General features: G+C 73.2%; 1 protein-coding gene. It reads left to right on the top strand.

What is annotated here, in order from left to right; all coding sequences use genetic code 11:
* Positions 1-193 precede the first annotated feature (193 nt).
* Positions 194-449 (top strand): helix-turn-helix domain-containing protein (locus tag AB4030_RS22445; protein ID WP_442281412.1); only part of this gene is annotated, 256 nt, incomplete at its 3' end.

Genomic DNA, 449 nt, shown 5'->3' with positions numbered 1-449 from the left:
CGCTTGGCTTCAGATCGTCTGCGCAACACGGATTGCGTGGAGGCAGGCGATGGGTGGAATCCCGGGGACGTATTCCTGGGCTCAGCGGCAGCAGGCGTTGGGGCTGCTGGAGCAGGGCCTACCGGCGTTGGAGGTAGCGCGGCGGATCGCGGTGGACCGTCGCGCGGTGGGTCGATGGGCCAAGGTGGCCGGTATGACCTTTCGGATGGGGCCCGTCGGTGGCCTCGCGCGCCCTGCCGCACCGGTGAGCGAGGGYGACTGGACCGACGCGCGGGGGCGTCTGACCGAAGCCGGCCGGGGCGTGATCGCGCTGCGGCTGGGCGAGGGCCACCGCCCGGCCCGGATCGCCGCGGAGCTGGGCGTGCACCGATCCAGCGTGACCCGGGAGCTGGCCCGCAACCGCGTCGGCGGGGTGTACTCGGTCCGGATCGCGCAGCAACGCACCCACG

This window comes from Terrabacter sp. 2YAF2 (assembly GCF_052114705.1).
Lineage (GTDB): Bacteria > Actinomycetota > Actinomycetes > Actinomycetales > Dermatophilaceae > Terrabacter.
This window is presented reverse-complemented; position numbering and strand designations above follow the sequence as displayed.